This is a genomic window from Oerskovia sp. 140933 (assembly GCF_059651515.1).
In genome coordinates this window covers 190,316-206,369 of record NZ_JAMXIO010000003.1, presented here as the reverse complement: position 1 = coordinate 206,369, position 16,054 = coordinate 190,316, and the positions used below count along the sequence as shown (strand labels likewise).

Here is a 16,054-nt window from a genome sequence, read left to right as displayed (position 1 = left end):
GACCTCCGTTGGTCAGAGCCGGGTTCCTAGACAGCTCCCACTCGACACGGAGGTCTCTCTTCACGTCAACAACGGTCCTGGTCAGTACAGCTAGGCCCGCGCGAGCACCTCGCCGTTGAGGACGGCGAACCAGCCCGCGGGCTCCTCGGCCCAGCGCAGCCACTCCTGCGCGAGCTGTTCGAGGGCGACGTCGTCCGCGAGCGCCGACTCCTTGGCCTGGACGGCGAAGTTGGACGCGATGCAGCGCTCGGCCCACAGGCCGCCCCACCAGGCGCGGTCGGCGGGGGTCGAGTAGCACCAGACCCCGGCGGACGGCACGATCTGGGCGGGGTCGAACCCGGCCTCCTGGACCCAGGCGAGCAGGCGGCGTCCCGCGTCGGCCTGGTAGCCGTAGGCGTGCGTGACCTCGTGGTAGAGCTCGTTCCACTCGGTGAGCCCGGGGTACTCGGGGTACCAGGTCATGGCGGCGTAGTCGGCGTCGCGCACCGCGACGATGCCGCCGGGCTTGGCGACGCGCTTCATCTCGCGCAGGGCGGCCAGCGGGTCGGACAGGTGCTGGAGGAGCTGGTGGGCGAAGACGACGTCGAACGTGTCGTCGGGGAAGGGCAGCTCGTAGGCGTTGGCCTGCTGGAACGAGACGTTGCCGAGCCCGGAGCCTGCTGCGAGCTCGCGCGCGCTGTCGAGCACGGCGGCCGAGGCGTCGACCCCGATCACGGTGCCGTCGGGCACGTGGCGGGCCAGGTCGACGGTGAGGGTCGCGGGTCCGCAGCCGACGTCGAGGACCTGGTGGTCGGCGCGCAGGTGGGGCAGGAGGAAGCCGGCGGAGTTCTCCGCGGTGCGCCACCGGTGCGAACGCAGCACCGACTCGTGGTGCCCGTGGGTGTACGACTCGGACTCCATGCTCGGGGTGCTTCCCAGTGCCCCGGTGGGGGCGTCGGGTGCATGGGCGTCGGGCGAGGCGTCGGCGGTGACGTCCTGGTCCGGCGTGGGGGTGTGGGTCATGCTTGCACGGTAGAACGCTTCCACCCTGACCACAGCCCCGTTCTCACATCATGGGCGGCGAACGGTCGGGGTGCGGTTCGCGGTCGCTCGCGCGCCGCGCGGGGACACGCGGGCCGTGACCCGGGACAATCGCGTCCGTGACCACCGCCCTGCCCGTCCCTGCCAGCACAGCGCCCGCGACGTCGTCGGGCGGGTTCTGGCGTCGCCACGTCGAGCTCCTGCTCCCGCGGGGGGACCGGGTGCCTGGGGTCGACCTCGCGCGTGGGCTCGCGATCCTGGGGATGTTCGCGGCGCACGTCGGGGTCACGACGGACGACTTCTCGACGGGTGAGGGCTGGTTGTCCCTGGTGCACGGGCGCTCGTCGATCCTGTTCGCGGTGATCGCAGGGGTTTCGCTCGCGCTCGTGTCGGGGCGACGCACCCCGTTGTCGGGTGTCCCGGCCCTCCAGGCGCGCACCCGCATCCTGGTGCGTGCGGTCCTGCTTCTCGCGTTCGCGGGCCTGCTCGACCTGCTGGGCACGCCGGTCGCCCTGATCCTGGGCTTCTACGCGGCGTACTTCGTGCTCGCGCTGCCGTTCCTGCGGTGGGAGCCGCGTCGGCTCGTGGGGCTCGCGGCGGTGGTCGCCGTCGTGGGCCCGGTCCTGGTGCACTGGCTGCCCGAGGTCCTGCTGCGGGCCGGACTCTCGCTGCCGGTGGACGGGTCCGGTGCCCTCACGGACTTCCTGCTCACCGGGCACTACCCGGCCCTGGTGTGGATGGCGTACGTGCTCGTGGGGCTCGCGGTGGGTCGGGTCGACCTGGGGTCGCGGCGGGTCCAGCGCCGCCTCCTCGTGGGTGGTGCGGCGACGGCCGTCGGGGCGTACCTGGTGTCGGCGCTGTTCACCGGTTCGACGCTGACGCAGGTCCTCGCGGGCTCCGGGCGGGCGTCTGCGATCCTGCAGCGGGCCGCGGACGCGTCGGGCTGGTATCAGCCGGAGCCCCTGCCGTGGAGCGCCCCGCTGCCGACGGCGGACTACCTGTGGCTCGCGGGGCCGCACACGGACACGGCTCTCGAGGTCGTGGGGTCGGGCGCGTTCGCCCTCGCGGTCCTAGGACTGTGTCTGCTGCTGGGCTCGCGCCGGGCGGTGGCGTGGGCGCTGTCGCCCCTGGCCGCCGTGGGGTCGATGGCGCTGACCGTGTACTGCCTGCAGATCGTCGCGCTCTTCGTGTGGGAGGAGCCGCTCATGGCGGGCGACGGCAACGGCGAGCTGCTGGTGCTGGTCATCGCGAGCCTGGTGTTCGCGACGATATGGCGGTGGTCTATCGGGCGCGGCCCTCTCGAACGGCTCGTCGGGTGGGTCGCGGTGCGGGCCGCGTCGATCCCGCCCCTTCCCGGTGCGGGGCCCGACGCGGCGGCGCCGACGGCAGCGGGCTCGGCCACCGGCACGACGGGGGGCTCGACGGGCGGGACCTCCGCGAGGGGCGAGGTGCCCACCGGGCGGGACGATCGGCCGACGACGCCGACCACCCCCGGCGGGACGTACAGTCTGGCGCATGACTTCCTCGCCCGTCAGCCCTGCCGGCTCCGCCGCTCCCGCTGCCCCCGCCCGCCCTGAGGTCCGCCGCCTGGGCTCGTCCGGTCTCGCGGTGTCCGCGATCGGCCTGGGCTGCAACAACCTGGGGCGGCCGCGCACCGTGACCGAGTCGCTCGAGGGCACGCGTGCGCTGATCGACGCCGCGCTCGACGCGGGCATCACGTTCTTCGACGTCGCGGACGTGTACGGCGCGCAGCCCGGTCTGAGCGAGGAGCTGCTGGGCAAGGCCCTGGGGCGCCACCGCGACGACGTCGTGGTCGCCACGAAGTTCGGCATGCCCATGCACGGGGCGAACGGTGAGGACTTCCGGGCGCGCGGGTCGCGCCGGTACATCGTCAAGGCCGTCGAGGCGTCGCTGCGGCGCCTGGGGACCGACTGGATCGACCTGTACCAGTTCCACACCCCGGACAAGCGCACTCCCGTCGAGGAGACGCTGTCCGCGCTCGACGACCTGGTCCGCGCGGGCAAGGTCCGCTACGTGGGCCACTCGAACCGGGCGGGCTGGCAGATCGCGGACGCCGAGTACCAGGCGCGGCTGAACGGGACGGTGCGGTTCGTGTCCGCGCAGAACCAATACAACCTGATCGACCGCGAGGCCGAGCTCGAGGTGCTGCCCGCCGCGAAGGCGTACGGGCTGGGCGTGCTGCCGTTCTTCCCGCTCGCCAACGGGTTGCTGACGGGCAAGTACGCGGACGGGAAGGGGCCCGACGACGGCCGCCTGGTCCACAGCAAGCCGCACCTGCTGGAGTCCGCGCCCTGGGAAGCACTGGGCGCGCTCCACCTCTTCGCGCGCGAGCGCGGCGTGAGCGAGGTCGAGGTCGCGTTCGGGTGGTTGCTGGCCCAGCCGCAGGTGTCGAGCGTCATCGCGGGCGCTACCCGGCCCGAGCAGATCCGTCAGAACGCGGTGGCGGGCTCCTGGGTCCCGACCATCGAGGACCTCGCCGCTCTCGACGAGATCTTTCCCCCGGCCCGCAAGGTCGCGCCGTTCTGAGCGCGCCCTGCCCTAGGCTCGGAGGATGGCAGCGGGCGCGGAAGGCGACGACGGGCCGGAGACCCCACCGGGGGACCCGCTCGTCGGACAGTCGGTCGCCCAGCCTGCCGGGCCCCCTGTCGTCGTCGGGGTGAGCCCCGGTCAACCCGACGTCGTGCTGCGCGAGGCAGCGCGCTTCGCGGACCGGTTCGGCGGCGAGCTGGTCTGCGCCCACGTGACCGCGGGCCGGTTCGTCGTCTCGGAGCGCCCGGACGGGAGCGTGGTCTCGGCCCCGATCGACCCGGACTACGACGACGAGCGCGAGCAGGTCCTGGACCCGGCGCTCGTGGAGCGTCTCGGCGCGGTCCTCGGCCCGACCGGCGTGCGGTGGACCGCGCGCCTCCTGGTCGGTGACACGGCCGACGCCCTGGCCCGCCTCGCGGACACGCTCGACGCGGCGATGATCGTGGTCGGCACGCACCGGCACGGGCTCACCCGGGGCGTGCAGGAGCTCTTCAGACGCTCGGTCGCCGTGCACCTCACGCACCGCCAGGCGCGGCCCGTGGTCGTGGTCCCCGCGCGTCCCGGGAGCGACGCGAAACAGGGCGTCGACGAGCCGGGCACCGCGGAGCCGGGCACCGCGGAGCCGGGCATCGCGGAGCCGGGCATCGGAATGCCGGGAACCAAGGCGCCGCGCCTCACGGGGCCGGACGCTGACGAGCAGGGCGTCGGGTGACTGCGCAGGACGCCCGGCCCGGCTACCTGCGCTGGTCCTCGATCGGGCTCGTCGTGCTCGGGGGGACGTTCGGCGCGGCGGCGCGCGAGGGGGTCGTCCTCGCGGTCCCGGTCCTCCACGGGCTGCCCGTGGCGATCCTGCTGGTCAACGTCGTGGGGGCCTTCCTGCTGGGCTGCCTGACGGAGGCGGTCCTGCGCGGTCGGCCCGGCGACCCGCGCGGCCCGCGCGGCCCGCGGTTGCGTCTCCTGCTCGGCACGGGGTTCTGCGGCGGCTTCACGACGTACAGCACGCTCGCCACCGACGTCGCGCTGCTGGTCGACTCCTCGCGCGCGGGTCTGGGTGTGGCGTACGCGCTGGCGACGGTGCTCGTCGGGGCGGGCGCGACGTTCGTGGGCATCGTGGTGGCCGCAAGGTTCGACGCGCGCTCGCAGCAGCGCGCGGACGAGCGCGCGGACACGGGGGCGGTCCGGTGACGCCCGGGCTGTTCGTCCTGCTGGCCGTCGCGGGCGGCTTGGGCGCGGGGACGCGGTTCGTGGTCGACGGTCTGGTCCGGTCCCGAGTCCGCACCGAGTTCCCGTGGCCGACCGCGGTCGTCAACATGTCGGGGTCGTTGCTCCTGGGCGCGCTCACGGGCCTCGTCGTCGCCCACGTCGCGTCGAGCGAGGTCGCGGCGGTCATCGGCACGGGGTTCCTCGGCGGGTACACGACGTTCAGCACCGCGAGCTACGAGACCGTGCAGCTCGTGCGGCAGCAGCGGTACGGGACCGCGTTCGCGTACTCGTTCGGTGTCCTGGTCGTGTGCGTCGCCCTGGCCTACGCGGGCTACCGCTGGGGCGCCACGCGCTGAGCGCCCCGGGCGCGGTCGGCCGCCTCGCGCTGACAGGGCTCCCGGTCGGGCGTAGCGTCGGAACCATGGCCACGTGGGACGACGTCGGGCGGATCGCGTCGGTTCTCCCCGACACCGAGGAGCGCCGACCGCGCGAGTGGGCCGTGCACGGGCGCAACTTCGCCTGGGAGCGGCCGCTGCGTCGTCGGGACCTGGAGGAGCTGGGGGCGTCCGCGCCGGACAGCGCGCCTCTCGGGTTCTACGTCGCGGACGAGGGCGAGAAGCTCGCGCTCGTGAGCGACGAGCCGGGCTCGTTCTTCACCACGGCCCACTTCGCGGGGTACCCGATCGTCCTGGCCCGCCTGGACCAGGTCACGGTCCCCGAGCTCGAGGAGCTGTTGGAGGACGCGTGGCTCGCGCGGGCCCCCAAGCGGCTCGCGCAGTCCTTCCTCGACGAGACCGAGTAGGCCCGACGGCGCCGCCGACCCGTCGGCCGCTCCTGCGTGCGCGCGGCTCGCCCGGCCTGTGCGGACGTTCCGACCTACGCTCGGTTCATGACGTTCGCCGAGGTGGTCGAGGTCGTGGGCAAGGTCGTCGACGCCGCCGGGGTCGCCGCGATCGTGGTCGGTGCCCTGTACGCGGCGTTCCTGGCGGCGTCTCGCCGCAGGGACGGGGACGTGTACCGGTCCTTCCGGCGGCGGCTCGGCCGCTCGATCCTGCTCGGGCTCGAGCTGCTCGTCGCTGCGGACATCATCCGGACGGTCGCGATCACCCCGACGCTCGAGAGCGTCGGCGTGCTCGCGGCGATCGTCCTCATCCGAACGTTCCTCAGCTTCTCGCTCGAGCTGGAGATCACGGGCCGATGGCCGTGGCAGCAGGCCGGGGCAGAGGGCGGTCCGGGTGCTGATGACTTCGTGACGGACCCCACGCGAGGGTAGGGCCCGTCACGGTGACGGTCAGACGGTCGTCGAGAAGATGACCGTGTCGTACTCCCAGGGACCTGGGCTGACCTCCAGGGTCAGGTCGGCGGGGTCGGTGACGCCGAACACGACGGGGAAGGTCACGGACTGGCCGGGCAGGATCGACGTCGTCGGGCCCCCGTTGATCCCGTTGCTCGTGTCGTACACCTGCGACCCCTCGGTCCCGGCCGACGCGAGCGTGACATAGACGAGGGCGGGGTCGAACGCGTCGGCGGTGCCGTTGGTCAGCGTGACGTCGACGCGCACGAACTGCGTGAAGCCGTCGACGCCCGCAGCCCACTCGCCGGGGGTGAAGGGCGCGGCGGCGCCGGCACCGACCTCGAGGCCATCCTCGAACTGGGCGACGTCACCGAACGCGAGGGCGAGCGGGGGCGTCTCGTCGAGGGCCTCGTCCGAGAAGAGCTCGTCCGCAGGGGACTCGTCGCTCGTGGGCTCCTCGGGGGCGGTGCTCGTGACCGACGTGCTCTCGAGGGCCGTGGACAGCTCGTCGAGCGCCGCGACGAACACGACCTGCGAGATGATCGCGCCGATGCCGGCGACGACCGAGATGATGATGGCCGCGATCGACATGCCCTTGCCGCTGCCCAGGCGTCCGGCCTGGACGAGGCCGATGATCCCGAGCACGAGCCCGGCCAGGGCGAGCACGGCCGCGAAGAGGTTGACGATCGGGATGAGGCACAGCAGCAGACCGACGATCGCGAGGACGAAGCCCGTGATCGCGAGCACGTTGGACTTCTTGCCCGGGACGGGCCCCTGCGGGGCGTACGGTGCGTAGCCGCCCTGGTCAGGTCCCCACGCCCCCGGCTGACCGGGGTCGCCGGGCTGAGCGGAAGGCGCCGGGTGGGGCGCCTGGAAGGGCGCCGCGGGGTGGGCGGCTCCGGGCGGGGTCTGCTCGGGAGGTCCGGGAGGGGGGAACGTCATGCGTCTGCGTCTCTCTTCGTGTCGTGCACGGCGCGGCCGTGCTCGGATGGTCGGGAGAGGAGCCGCACGCGCCCCCGCACGCACTCCGGCACAAGCGTTCCATAAAGGATGCGGTCAGACTTCATCCACCTCGGGTGAACTTGCCGTCCAGGCAACACCCAGCGCCTCGGGCACGACGACGCACGCCGCCTACCCTGGACCCATGCCCGCTCTCCCTCGCACCGACCCGCCCCACCCCACCCCGGTGAGCGGCGCCGTCGGGCACCTCGACGCAGCGACCTGGACGCGCCTGGCCGCCGACCACGCCTCCCGGGCCGACGCCCTGACCGCAGGCCGGCGCGAGCGCAAGGAGCGCGGCGAGAAGCACGCGGTCGAGGACTTCCTCTTCACCTACTACCCCACGCGCCCCGCCCAGCTCCGCCGCTGGCACCCCGGCGCGGGCGTGACGCTCACGTCCGGTGGCCTCCCGCCCGACGACGTCGCGCCCCTCCTCGCCGAGCGCGCCACCTGGCGGTGGCACAGGACGAGCACGACCGGAGGCGTGAGCCTCGACGTCGACGCGTTCCTCGCCGACCGGGGCGAGACCGTGCGCTACGCCCGCGACCTCCTCGCGGCCACCGCGTCCCGACCGGCGACGCTCGGGTGCTTCGGGCTGCACGAGTGGGCCATGGTCTACCGCGACCACGCCCAGGGACGCGACCACCGCCACCCCCTGCCCCTGCGGCTCGGCGCCCAGGGCACCGACGAGGTCGTGGCGTCGCACCCCGTGCGGTGCTCGCACTTCGACGCGTTCCGCTTCTTCACCCCCGAGGCCGTGAGCCTCAACCGGTTGCAGCCCACCCGGGAGACCCAGCCCGCGCTCGAGCAGCCGGGTTGCCTGCACGCCAACATGGACCTCTACAAGTGGGCGACCAAGCTATCGCCCGCGGCGCCGGGCGACATGGTGCTCGACGCGTTCGAGCTCGCACGCGACATCCGCTGGGTCGACATGCGGGCCAGCCCCTACGACGTGTCGGCGTACGGCGTCGCCCCCGTCGCGATCGAGACGCCTGAGGGCAAGGCCGAGTACGTGCGGCTCCAGCGCGGGTTCGCCGAGCGCTCGGCCTCGCTGCGAGCCCGGATGCTCGAGGTCTGCGAGCGCCTGCTGGGCTGACCGAGACCGGGTGGCCCGGCGTGAGACGGGTGGCCCGGCGCGAGACGGGTGGCCCGGCGCGAGACGGGTGCTCAGGACGCCGCCCGGACCACCCGTCTCGGACGCACCCACCTGTCTCGCGCCCTCGGTCCGTCGCTCGCACCTGGCAGGATCGGGGCATGTCGCGACCGCCCCTCGCCATGATCCCCACCCGCCCCGTGCCCGTGCCGCCCGCCGTCCGGTCGCTCGTCGACGCCTCGGGAGGCGGCGACCTGGTCCCGGTCTGGCGGAACGACCTCGGCGGCCTCACGTTCCGCTGGGGCACGGACCGGTACGTCAAGTGGGTCGCGGCCGGGACCCCGGAGATCGACCTGCTCGCCGAGGCCGAGCGCCTGGCGTGGGCATCGCGGTTCACGGCCGTGCCCCGCGTGCTCGACGCCGGGCGGGACGAGGCCGGTGCCTGGCTCGTGACCGAGGCGATCGACGCCGCCTCGGCCGTCGACCCGCGCTGGGTCGCGGAACCCGCCACGGCCGCCGCCTCGATCGGCCACGGGCTGCGCGTCCTGCACGATGCCCTGCCCGTCGAGGACTGCCCGTTCACGTGGGGCATCGAGGAGCGCACCGCCCGCGCCGACGAGCGCATCGCCGACGGCGAGGGGCCCACCGAGTGGTTCCCCGAGCACGCCGCGCTCACGGTCACCGAGGCCCGCGCGCGGCTCGACGTCGCGCCGCCCGTGGACCGGCTCGTCGTGTGCCACGGCGACGCGTGCGCACCCAACACGCTCCTGCACGCCGACGGCTCGTTCGCCGCGCACGTCGACCTCGGGTCGCTCGGGGTCGCCGACCGCTGGGCCGACCTCGCCGTCGCCGCCTGGAGCACCGAGTGGAACTACGGGCCCGGCTACGACGGGATCGTCTACGAGGCCTACGGGGTCGAGCCGGACCCCGAGCGGATCGCGTACTACCGGCTGCTGTGGGACCTGGGCTGACCCCTCCGGCCGGTCGACCCTCGCGGCCCGGCACGGGTGCGAGCATGGAACCGTGCCCCCGCTCCCCCTCCGCTCGTCCGTTCCCGCGTCGCTCGTCGGGCCGGCCCTGGTCCTCGTCCTCGCCGCCGGGTGCGCCGCCGGGACGGCCCCTGCTGCCCCGAGCGACCGTGAGCCGACGACGTCGGTGAGCGACGCCGTCGGGCAGGGCGGTACGACGCCCGCTCCCCCGCCCGCCGGGGCCGGGCTCGACTACCAGCTCGGCGGGGCGTACCCGCCGCCCGACGGCGTCACGGTCGTCGTGCGCGACGTCACCGACTCCCCCGCGGGCGCGGGCTACGACGTCTGCTACGTCAACGGCTTCCAGACCCAGCCCGGCGAGCGCGAGACCTGGCTGCGCGACCACCCGGACCTCGTCCTGCGGGACGACGCCGGCGCTCCCGTCGCCGACCCCGGCTGGCCCGACGAGCTGCTCCTCGACACCTCGACCGACGCCTCTCGCCACGCGATCGCGCAGATCGTCGGAGCCCAGGTGGACGCGTGCGCGGACGCGGGCTTCGACGCGGTCGAGGCCGACAACCTGGACTCGTTCACCCGCTCCGACGGAGCGCTCACGCAGGGCGACAACCTCGCGCTCGCCACGCTCCTGATCGAGCGGGCCCACGCACGGGGCCTCGCGATCGGTCAGAAGAACACGGTCGAGCTCGGCGAGCGCGGCCCGGCGCTCGGGTTCGACTTCGTCGTCACCGAGGACTGCGCGGTCCACGACGAGTGCGGCGACTACGCCGCGGCGTACGGCACGCGCGTCCTGGAGATCGAGTACGACGACGAGCCCGCCCTCGCGGACCGCCTCGCCGCGGCGTGCGCCCGCGGGGCGTCGGTCGTGGGCCGCGACCGAGACCTCACCACGCCGCGCGACCAGGGCTACGTCTTCGAGCCCTGCTGAACCGGCGCCCACACGTCGCCCGGCACGTCCCCGGGCAGGTCCGGGTTCCCGACCCCGACGAACCGGGCGTCGCTCCCGTCCTTGCGCAGGCGCTCGAAGTCCTTGAGCGCACCGAACGCCCACCGGCCGAGCAGCGTGATCGCCACCAGGTTGACGAGCGCCATGAGCGCCATCGCGACGTCCGCGACGGCCCACACGGCCTCGAGCTCGATGAGGGACCCGATGCCGATCGCGGCCAGCACGAGGGTCCGCAGCGCGGTGAGCGCCTTGGCGCGGATCCCCAGGAACGTCAGGTTGACCTCGGCGTACGAGTAGTTGCCCAGCACCGAGGAGAACGCGAAGACGAACACCAGGATCGTCATGGGCCACACGGTCCACGACCCGAGCTGGGCCGCGACGGCCTCCTGCGTGAGCGAGGCCCCGGCCGCGTCGGTCGTCGTCCCCGGGTCGAAGACCTCCGGGCCCGCCATGAGGATGATGAAGGCCGTCGCCGAGCACACCACGATCGTGTCGACGAACACCCCGAGCGACTGGATCAGGCCCTGCTTGGCGGGGTGCGAGACAGTCGCCGTCGCGGCCGCGTTCGGGGCGCTGCCCATGCCCGCCTCGTTCGAGAACAGGCCGCGCTTGACCCCGTTGAGCAGCGCGGCGAGGATCCCGCCCGCCGTGCCCGCGACGGCCTGGTCGAGCCCGAACGCCCCCTCGACGATCTGCCCGATCACGCCCGGGAGCGCGCCCAGGTTCAGGAGGATGATCGTCGCCGCGAGCAGCACGTAGACCCCCGCCATGACCGGCAGCACGATCCCCGCGACCTTCGCGACGCGCTTGACCCCGCCGAACAGCACGGGTGCGGCCAGGACCATGAGGAAGACCGCCGTCCAGCCGGGCGAGACCGCGTGCCCCTTGTCGAGGGCCTCGCTGATCGTGTTCGCCTGGACCATGTTGAACGCGAAGCCGAACGCGAAGATCAGCAGGATCGCGAACACGATCCCCCACCGACGAGAGCCCAGGCCGCGCTGGATGTAGTACGCGGGGCCGCCGCGGTAGGAGCCGTCGTCGGCCCGGACCTTGAAGACCTGCCCCAGGGTCGCCTCGACGAACGCCGTGGCCATGCCGATGAGCGCGACGCACCACATCCAGAAGATCGCGCCCGGCCCGCCGAGCGTCAGCGCGATCGCGACGCCCGCGATGTTCCCCGTACCCACGCGCGACGCGAGGCCCACGCAGAACGCCTGGAACGACGAGATGCCGCCCTCGGCCGCGCCCGTCGACCCGCCCACGAGCCGGAACATGAGCCCGAACAGCCGCACCTGGACCGCGCGCGTGCGGACCGTGAAGTAGATGCCCGCGCCGATCAGCACGTAGACCAGGACGTACGAGTACAGGGCGTTGCTCAACGGGTCGATCAGCGCCTCCTGCAGGACCTCCATGCGTTCACTCCTTCAGCCCGACGGCGGTGCTGCCGTCCCGACGGACGCTAGCCGCTGGCGGTGGTCGTGTCGCGACGGGCGCTCAGCGCGGCTGCTCGTGGGCTCGTTCGCCTCGCCGGGCCTTGTCGGCCGTCTCGGTGATCCGCGCAGCCCGGGTCTGCGGGCGCCTGGCGTCCGCGACCCATCCCAGGATCAGCCGACGAACCCCTGGCGGAAAACCGTCCCAGTGCTCCCGGGCGGGTGGTGCCGCCGCGAGCGCCGCGGCCAGGTCGTCGGGGACGACGAGCGCCTCGGCGTCGTCGTACCTCGTCCAGGACCCGTCGGCCTTCGCGGCCTCGACGACCGCCCGCCCCGCGTCGGTCATCCTGCCGTCGGCCTCCGCGCGGGCGACCCGCTCCTTGCTCAGCCGCGTCCACCGGCTGCCGGGCCGACGCCGGGTCAGCCACATCATCGAGCGGTCGTCGTCGATCGTCCGGACCGTCCCGTCGATCCAGCCGAAGCTCAACGCCTCCTCGATGAGGGCGTCGTAGTCGATGGGCGCCCGGCCGCTGGCCCGGCGCCACTGCACGACCCAGACCCCGGGTACCTCGTCGTCGTGGTGCTCGGCGAGCCACGCACGCCACCCGGCCACGTTCTCGGGATGGAAGCGGGGAGCGTCCTCGCGCCGGTCGGTCGCCATGCGCCCAGGTTCCCAGGTTCCCAGGTGCGCGGCGCGGGCGCGCGGCGGCGCCCGGCGGGCGACCTCGGCGGACGACGCCTCTGCGACAATGGCCACGATGAGCACCACGACCCCCACGACCCGTCCCGAGCCCGGCCTGGTTCGTCACCTGCCGGCACCGGACGGCTCGGGCACCCCGGACCCCGACGCCCTCTACGAAGGGTTCACCGAGTGGGCCACCGAGACGGGGATCGACCTCTACGCCCACCAGGACGAGGCGGTCATCGAGATCTTCTCGGGCGCGCACGTCATCCTGGCGACGCCCACGGGCTCGGGCAAGTCGCTCGTGGCGGTCGGCGCGCACTACGCGGCCCTCGCCGCGCACCGTGCGGGCGTGCCCGGCCGCAGCTACTACACGGCCCCGCTCAAGGCGCTCGTGAGCGAGAAGTTCTTCGCGCTCGTCGCGGTGTTCGGGTCCGCGAACGTGGGCATGATGACGGGCGACTCGTCGGTCAACCCCACCGCACCCATCATCTGCTGCACCGCCGAGATCCTCGCGAACATCGCGCTGCGCGACGGCGCCGACGCGGACGTCGCGCAGGTCGTCATGGACGAGTTCCACTACTACGCGGACCCGCAGCGCGGCTGGGCCTGGCAGGTCCCGCTCCTCGAGCTGCCCCAGGCGCAGTTCGTCCTCATGTCCGCGACGCTGGGCGACACCTCGACGTTCACCGAGGACCTCGAGACCCGCACGAGCCGCCCCGTCGCGGAGGTCACGAGCGCCGAGCGCCCCGTGCCCCTGACGTTCAGCTACGTCGTCGAGCCGCTGGGCGAGGTCATCGAGGAGCTCGTGACGACGCACCGGGCGCCGGTGTACGTCGTGCACTTCACGCAGAAGGACGCGGTCGACCGCGCCCAGGCGCTGCTGAGCATCAACGTCGCGAGCCGTTCGGAGAAGGACGCGATCGCGGCCGAGCTGGGTGACTTCCGCTTCACGTCGGGGTTCGGCAGGACGCTCAGCAAGTTCCTGCGCCACGGCGTGGGCGTGCACCACGCGGGCATGCTGCCCAAGTACCGGCGCGTGGTCGAACGCCTGACCCAGGCCGGGCTGCTCAAGGTCGTGTGCGGCACCGACACCCTGGGCGTGGGCATCAACGTGCCCATCCGCACGGTCCTCATGACGAGCCTCGTGAAGTTCGACGGCGAGCGCATGCGTCACCTCACGGCGCGCGAGTTCCACCAGATCGCGGGCCGCGCGGGCCGCGCGGGCTACGACACGCTCGGCGAGGTCCTCGTCATGGCCCCCGAGCACGTGATCGAGAACCGCAAGCTGCTCGCCAAGGCGGGCGACGACCCCAAGAAGCTCAAGAAGATCGTCCGCAAGAAGGCCCCGGCGGGGGCGGTCAACTGGACCGACGCGACGTTCGAGCGCCTGCGCGATGCCGATCCCGAGCCTCTGACCAGCCACTTCACGGTCAACCACGCCATGGTGCTCAACGTGCTCGCGCGCGGCGACCGCGGGGTCGATCCAGTCCAGGCGATGAAGCACCTGCTCACGGCCAACCATGACACCGAGGCCCAGCGCGAGCGTCACGTCCGCCAGGTCTTCCGCATCTACCGCTCGCTGCGGGTCGCGGGCATCGTCGAGCGCGTGCGCGTCCCCGACCCGACGTACCCGAGCGGGCAGCGCCCCACGGTGCGCCTCACGGTGGACCTGCCGCGCGAGTTCGCGCTCAACCAGCCGTTGTCGCCGTTCGCCCTCGCGGCCCTCGACCTGCTCGACGTCGAGTCCCCCACGCACGCGCTCGACGTCGTCTCGGTCCTGGAGGCCACGCTGTCCGACCCGCGCCAGGTGCTCGTCGCGCAGCAGCACCGCGCACGGGGCGAGGCCGTCGCAGCCATGAAGGCCGAGGGGTACGAGTACGAGGAGCGCATGGCGCTGCTCGAGACCATCACGTGGCCCAAGCCCCTCGCGGACCTCCTCGAGCCCGCGTTCGTGACGTACAAGCACTCGAACCCGTGGGTCTCGGACGCCGAGCTCTCGCCCAAGTCGGTCGTGCGGGACATGATCGAGCGGGCCATGACGTTCGCCGAGTTCGTGTCGGTGTACGGCCTGGACCGCACCGAGGGCGTCGTGCTGCGCTACCTCGCGGACGCGTACCGCTCGATGCGCCAGACCGTCTCCGAGGAGCACCGCACCGAGGAGGTCCAGGACATCACCGAGTGGCTCGGCGAGCTGGTGCGCGGCACCGACTCGTCGCTGCTCGACGAGTGGGAGCGCCTGGCCAACCCGGTCGACGACGACGCGGACGACGAGGTCGGGGACGGCCCGCTGTCCGGCACGGGGGCCGAGGCCCCGGCCCGGCCCGTGACGGGCAACCCGCGCTCGTTCCGCGTCCTGGTCCGCAACGCCCTGTTCCGCCGGGTCGAGCTCGCGTCGCGCGAGAACTACGACGCGCTCGAAGCCCTCGACAAGGCGAGCGGCTGGGACGGCGACGCGTGGGCCGACGCCCTCGACCCGATGTTCGAGCTGCACGGCAACGACGCGATCGGCGTGGACGCCGCGGCCCGCTCGTCAGCGCTCGTGCAGATCGTCGAGAACGGCGTGCGTCCCGACGGCGAGCGCGTCGAGCCCGGCACGTGGTTCGTCCGCCAGGTGCTCGACGACCCGGCCGGCGACCACGACTGGGCGATCAGCGCCGTCGTCGACCTCGCGGCGAGCGACGAGGCCGGGGCCGTGGTGCTGCGCGTCGTGGCGGTCGGGACGATCTAGCGTGAGACGGGTGCTCCGGCGCGAGACGGGCCCCTGGGCCGGCGACCCGGCAGCCCGCCTCGCGCGCGAGCACCCGTCTCGGGTCTGCCGGACGACGCCGCGTGCGGTCTACCGGGCGACGTCGCTCGCCGGACGACGCGGCGTGCGAGGGGACGTCGTGCTGTAGCCCAGGCGCATCACCATCTGCGGGGCGCCCGCGTCGAGCGCTGCGGCGAGCTCTGCCCGCGTCGCCGGGTTCTCCAGGACCGTCGTCGCGAACGACGCGTGCACGAAGTACGTCGTCGCGGTCAGCAGGACCCGTTCGAGGGCCTGCCCGGCCACGAGCCAGTCACGCACGGTGTCGCCCGGGGTCGTGAGGACCGCGAGCGTCGACCGGTGCTCGAACGCGGCCCGGTTGCTCGTCGTGTCCCCACCGAAGTGACGCACGGGGGCCAGCGCGTCGTCGCTCGCGGGTCCCAGCGCGGCGACGGGGATCCCGTCGGGACGGTCCGGGTCGTTGGTGACCCAGCGCGCCTGCTCGACCCGGCCCGTGTGGTCCTTCCCTGCCTCGGCCTCGGCCCGCTGGACGAGGTCCAGCAGCTCACCGCGCACCGGGGCCTGCGGTGCGAGGCTCACCAGGCGCGCCCCCTCCGAGGCTGCGGCCGCGTCGAGCGCCTCGACGACGTCGACGTCGAGCGGCTGGTCCTCGAACGGCACGCGGGACGTCGAGCGCCGCTCGATCGCGACCGCGAGGTCCAGCTCGTCGGCGTCGGGCAGGACGCCGGGCACCAGGTCGACGCGCGCGACCAGCGCGGGGTCGCCGGCGTCCGGCAGCAGCGTCAGCACCGGACGGAACGACTCCCTGCGCGCCGCGACGCGGAGGTTCGCGAGGAACGCCCCGCAGCTGATGAGCATCTCGCGCCCCGCGGGGTCGGCGTGGGTCAGCCTGCGGGAGTCGTCGGCGCGCACGTCGAGCGTGGTGCCGTGCACGCGCACCGACCAGGGCTGGGTGTTGTGCACGCTGGGGGCCCTGGACGCAGCCGTGAGGATCCGTTCGATCCGGGGGTCGTCGATGCTCATGTGCGTTCTCCCTGCTCCTGATGCGCCCCTGACGCATCCCCTGCGGTGGTCACCTCTACCA

15 protein-coding genes and 2 pseudogenes are annotated in these 16,054 nt (G+C 73.4%); 11 read left to right on the top strand and 6 right to left on the bottom strand.

Annotated features, from left to right (window positions below):
* Positions 1-90: 90 nt before the first annotated feature.
* A complete protein-coding gene (locus tag NHG27_RS03310) occupies positions 91-900 on the bottom strand; it encodes a methyltransferase domain-containing protein (protein ID WP_407671900.1) in 810 nt (269 codons plus the stop codon).
* Positions 901-1,139: 239 nt separating this feature from the next.
* Here NHG27_RS03310 and NHG27_RS03305 point away from each other — a divergent pair, with 239 nt between their 5' ends.
* The 3 genes and pseudogenes from NHG27_RS03305 to NHG27_RS03295 all read left to right on the top strand — a co-directional run.
* Entirely contained in the window at positions 1,140-2,597 is a 1,458-nt protein-coding gene (locus NHG27_RS03305) for a heparan-alpha-glucosaminide N-acetyltransferase domain-containing protein (RefSeq protein WP_497014732.1), read from the top strand.
* Complete coding sequence (locus tag NHG27_RS03300; protein WP_497014731.1) at positions 2,536-3,567, top strand: aldo/keto reductase; 1,032 nt, start codon at positions 2,536-2,538, stop codon at positions 3,565-3,567. The genes NHG27_RS03305 and NHG27_RS03300 overlap by 62 nt, the downstream gene beginning before the upstream one ends.
* A gap of 25 nt (positions 3,568-3,592) precedes the next feature.
* Positions 3,593-4,111 (top strand): annotated as a pseudogene (locus tag NHG27_RS03295) (universal stress protein); the annotation flags it as partial.
* A gap of 66 nt (positions 4,112-4,177) precedes the next feature.
* Here NHG27_RS03295 and NHG27_RS03290 read toward each other — a convergent pair.
* Positions 4,178-4,270: pseudogene (locus NHG27_RS03290) on the bottom strand (hypothetical protein); the annotation flags it as partial.
* Between the two features lie 8 nt (positions 4,271-4,278).
* Between NHG27_RS03290 and NHG27_RS03285 the strand changes: the two are divergent.
* From NHG27_RS03285 to NHG27_RS03270, 4 genes are all read left to right on the top strand, one after another.
* Positions 4,279-4,755 (top strand): fluoride efflux transporter FluC, encoded by a 477-nt coding sequence (locus tag NHG27_RS03285; RefSeq protein ID WP_497014730.1) that lies wholly within the window; start codon positions 4,279-4,281, stop codon positions 4,753-4,755.
* Positions 4,752-5,129 carry a fluoride efflux transporter CrcB gene (gene crcB / locus NHG27_RS03280; protein WP_497014729.1) on the top strand — a complete coding sequence of 126 codons (378 nt, stop codon included), beginning with the start codon at positions 4,752-4,754 and terminating at the stop codon, positions 5,127-5,129. The genes NHG27_RS03285 and crcB overlap by 4 nt, the downstream gene beginning before the upstream one ends.
* A 65-nt stretch (positions 5,130-5,194) precedes the next feature.
* Positions 5,195-5,575 (top strand): MmcQ/YjbR family DNA-binding protein, encoded by a 381-nt coding sequence (locus tag NHG27_RS03275; RefSeq protein ID WP_497014728.1) that lies wholly within the window; start codon positions 5,195-5,197, stop codon positions 5,573-5,575.
* Between the two features lie 87 nt (positions 5,576-5,662).
* Entirely contained in the window at positions 5,663-6,046 is a 384-nt protein-coding gene (locus NHG27_RS03270; RefSeq protein WP_497014727.1) for a DUF1622 domain-containing protein, read from the top strand.
* 18 nt (positions 6,047-6,064) lie between these two features.
* Here the strand turns inward: NHG27_RS03270 and NHG27_RS03265 are convergent, their stop codons facing one another.
* Entirely contained in the window at positions 6,065-7,009 is a 945-nt protein-coding gene (locus tag NHG27_RS03265; protein ID WP_497014726.1) for a DUF4190 domain-containing protein, read from the bottom strand.
* 202 nt (positions 7,010-7,211) lie between these two features.
* Between NHG27_RS03265 and NHG27_RS03260 the strand changes: the two genes are divergently transcribed.
* The 3 genes from NHG27_RS03260 (at position 7,212) to NHG27_RS03250 (ending at position 10,073) form a co-directional block, all read left to right on the top strand.
* Positions 7,212-8,162 carry a 3-methyladenine DNA glycosylase gene (locus NHG27_RS03260; protein ID WP_497014725.1) on the top strand — a complete coding sequence of 317 codons (951 nt, stop codon included), beginning with the start codon at positions 7,212-7,214 and terminating at the stop codon, positions 8,160-8,162.
* 158 nt (positions 8,163-8,320) lie between these two features.
* Positions 8,321-9,130, top strand: coding sequence for an aminoglycoside 3'-phosphotransferase (locus tag NHG27_RS03255; RefSeq protein WP_497014724.1), 810 nt, complete (start codon positions 8,321-8,323; stop codon positions 9,128-9,130).
* 52 nt (positions 9,131-9,182) lie between these two features.
* Complete coding sequence (locus NHG27_RS03250; protein WP_497014723.1) at positions 9,183-10,073, top strand: endo alpha-1,4 polygalactosaminidase; 891 nt, start codon at positions 9,183-9,185, stop codon at positions 10,071-10,073.
* Here NHG27_RS03250 and NHG27_RS03245 read toward each other — a convergent pair.
* Both NHG27_RS03245 and NHG27_RS03240 read right to left on the bottom strand, forming a co-directional pair.
* Complete coding sequence (locus NHG27_RS03245; protein WP_497014722.1) at positions 10,052-11,503, bottom strand: alanine/glycine:cation symporter family protein; 1,452 nt, start codon at positions 11,501-11,503, stop codon at positions 10,052-10,054. The genes NHG27_RS03250 and NHG27_RS03245 overlap by 22 nt on opposite strands.
* A gap of 82 nt (positions 11,504-11,585) precedes the next feature.
* Positions 11,586-12,278 (bottom strand): YdeI/OmpD-associated family protein, encoded by a 693-nt coding sequence (locus tag NHG27_RS03240; protein WP_497014721.1) that lies wholly within the window; start codon positions 12,276-12,278, stop codon positions 11,586-11,588.
* A gap of 1 nt (position 12,279) precedes the next feature.
* Here NHG27_RS03240 and NHG27_RS03235 point away from each other — a divergent pair, with 1 nt between their 5' ends.
* Positions 12,280-14,934 carry a DEAD/DEAH box helicase gene (locus NHG27_RS03235; RefSeq protein WP_193720107.1) on the top strand — a complete coding sequence of 885 codons (2,655 nt, stop codon included), beginning with the start codon at positions 12,280-12,282 and terminating at the stop codon, positions 14,932-14,934.
* Positions 14,935-15,042: 108 nt separating this feature from the next.
* Here the strand turns inward: NHG27_RS03235 and NHG27_RS03230 are convergent, their stop codons facing one another.
* Positions 15,043-15,993, bottom strand: a complete 951-nt coding sequence (locus NHG27_RS03230; protein WP_193720106.1) for an Acg family FMN-binding oxidoreductase — start codon at positions 15,991-15,993, stop codon at positions 15,043-15,045.
* Between the last annotated feature and the right edge of the window lie 61 nt (positions 15,994-16,054).